This window comes from Actinophytocola sp. (genome assembly GCF_036555685.1).
Classification (GTDB): Bacteria; Actinomycetota; Actinomycetes; order Mycobacteriales; family Pseudonocardiaceae; genus Actinophytocola.
The window spans coordinates 1-2,616 of sequence record NZ_DATBKY010000038.1 but is presented as its reverse complement, the minus strand read 5'-3'; the positions used below and the strand labels follow the sequence as shown (position 1 = coordinate 2,616).

The following is a 2,616-nucleotide window of genomic DNA, read 5'->3' as shown; positions in this document are numbered from 1 at the left end:
CCGCAGGTCGTCCTCGGTGAGGGCGCTGCCCAGGACCGTGCCCGTCCCGCCGCGTCCGGCGAGGACCCACTGCAGCGCGGTGCCCAGCACCTCGCTGGACGCGTGCGCCCGTCGTTCGGAGTCGACGTCCAGACCCGCGAGCTGGTTGCCCGCGGCCACCACGTCGTCCTCGGTCAGCTCGGTCGGCGACGTGACCCGCAGCCGGGCGCGGATGGCGGCCAGCTGCGCGGCGACGTGGTGGCTGGACGTCTCCGGCACCGAGCTCAGCACGTCCACCGCCTCGAGCCGCTCACCGAGCGCCAGCAGCGAGCGCGCCATCCCGAACGCGGCGCTCACGTACGAACGGTCGGTGCGCCACACGATCCGGTAGTACTTGTCCGCGGCCCGGTGGTCGCCCGCGACCTCGGCGCACAGCGCGATCGCGAGCTTCGGCGCGGCCTCGCCCGGTACGGCCGCGTAGACGCGGTCGAACCGCTGGCGCGCCACCGTGGTGTCGCCTTCGGACAGCGCGGCGAGCCCACGGTGCCAGTCGAGCAGCCAGCCCCGCTCCAGCAGCTTGGTGTCGCGGGCGATGTCGTCGATCGTGCGCCGGGCGGCCGCCACGTCGCCGAGCTCGATGTGCGTGCGTGCCTCGCGCAGCCGTACCTCCACAGTGGACTGCGGAGCGGTGCGCAGCTCCTCGAGCAGCGCGGCCGGTTCGGTCGAGGTGACGGTGGCGAGGAAGGCGGCGGCCGGGTCCGCACCGTCCACGCGGGGTACGGGCAGCATGTCGACGATCGCCGCGAGGTCGTCCGGCTTCGCGAGGTCCGTGCGCACGCCGAACGAGCGCCGCTCGGGAGTGAACTCCGTGGACGTGCCCGGCCGGGGCAGCCCGTCCTCGGCGGCCAGCACCTCCCGCAGCACGCCGGTGAGCTGCTCCTTCATCTCCTCGGCGGAGCTGAACCGCGCGTCCGGGTCGGGCGCCGTGGCGCGGCGCAGCAACCGGTCGTAGGACTCGAACTCCGCCAGCAGCGGCTCCTCGGCCGCCGTGGGCAGCGTCGTCTGATGCTCGCGCTGGAAGTCGAACGGGAACGTCATCACCGCGAGCGTGCGGCCGATCGTGTACAGGTCCGAGGAGATCGACGGGCCGGCGCTCGCGATCTCCGGTGCCTGGTAGCCGATCGTGCCGTAGACCGCGCTGTCCTCGTCGTCCAGGTGCCGCACCGCCCCGAGGTCGATGAGCTTGAGCTGCTCCTCGGTCTGGATCACGTTGTCCGGCTTGAAGTCGCAGAACAGCAGGCTCAGCGAGTGCAGGTAGCCGATCGGGGGCAGCATCTCGAGGATGTAGGCGATCCCGCGGGCGAGCGGCAGGCACGCGGTCGCGCCCCGCGTCTGCCGGATCTCCTTGATCATGTCCTTGATGGACCGGCCGCCGACGTACTCCATCACGATGTAGCCGACCGACGTGTTCGTCGCGGCGTCGTGGTGCTGCACGAAGTTGTGGATCTTGACGATGTTGGGGTGCTCGACCTCGGCGAGGAACCGGCGCTCGGCGACCGCCGCGGCCATCGCGTCCGCGTCACCGGTGTCGAGCAGGCCCTTGAGCACCACCCACCGGTCGGCGACCGCACGGTCGAGCGCGAGGTAGATCCAGCCGAGCCCGCCGTGCGCGAGGCAGCCGAGCACCTCGTACTGGTCGTGCAGCACATCGCCGGGGGAGAGCTTCGGGGTGAACGAGTAGCGGTGCCCGCACTTGGTGCAGAAGCCCTCCGGCCGGCCGGGAGCGCCATCCCGGCCGCGGCCGACCTTCGCGCCGCAGTTGCTGCAGAACCGCTTCTCCTCGGGCACCTTCGGGTCGGTGAGCACCGCCGTCTTCGGGTCCCGGTAGGGCACCCGGGGGACCTCGACGAGGCCGGCGCCGAGCAGGCCACGCGTCGACGAGCGGGCCGAGCCGCGGCGCGAGCTGGAGGTGACCGCGCCGGACGAGGACGTCCAGGAGACGCTGCCGGTGCGTGCGCTGCCGGTCCGGGTGCTGGGCGTGGCGACGTCGGCCGGTGCGCCGCCCCGGATGGGGGTCGTCGGGGCGGTCGAGCCGGCGGCGGCCGCACTCGCCGGCGCGCCCGCGGTCGCCGGCACCGCGTCGGCGGGCGCTTCCAGCCCGCACGTGTCGCAGAAGCCGTCCTCGTCGATGGTGCCGGCGCAGCCGGGCCGGGGGCATGCGGTCATTCGGACCCCTCCTCCGAGGCCGGGCGCGGGCGCTCCCGGTCCTGCAAGGCCTGCTGGTAGCGGTTGAGCGCGCGGGTGGCGGCCGGCAGGTCGCACGGCGCGGTGAACAGGATGTCCTGCGCCTGCTTGTGCAGCCGCTCCAGCTCGAGGTCCTCGGCGTAGCCGAGCCGCGCGGCCTTGACGCGGTAGGCCTCCAGCCGCCCGCGCAGCTCCGCGCGCCGGTCGAGCAGGCCGCCGACCGCCCGCAGCGACCGCCGCGCGTCGTCGAGCGTCGTGGCCGCCTCCCGGTCCAGCTCGGCGACCTCGGCGGCGAGCGCGGCCCAGTCGCCCTCGTCTTCGAGCAACAGCGCCTTGTAGTTCGGCGGCGGATCCCCGTCGGGGGTCTCCGGGCGCGGCAGTTCGACCGCGGCG

Annotated in this window: 1 protein-coding gene and 1 pseudogene; both read right to left on the bottom strand. The window is 73.9% G+C overall.

The window, feature by feature from the left end; translation table 11 throughout:
- A partial coding sequence (locus VH969_RS03970) for a tetratricopeptide repeat protein (protein ID WP_331970499.1) occupies nt 1–2,205 on the bottom strand: 2,205 nt, incomplete at its 3' end.
- Nucleotides 2,202–2,616 (bottom strand): annotated as a pseudogene (locus tag VH969_RS03965) (hypothetical protein); the annotation flags it as partial. The pseudogene VH969_RS03965 and the gene VH969_RS03970, both read right to left, overlap by 4 nt.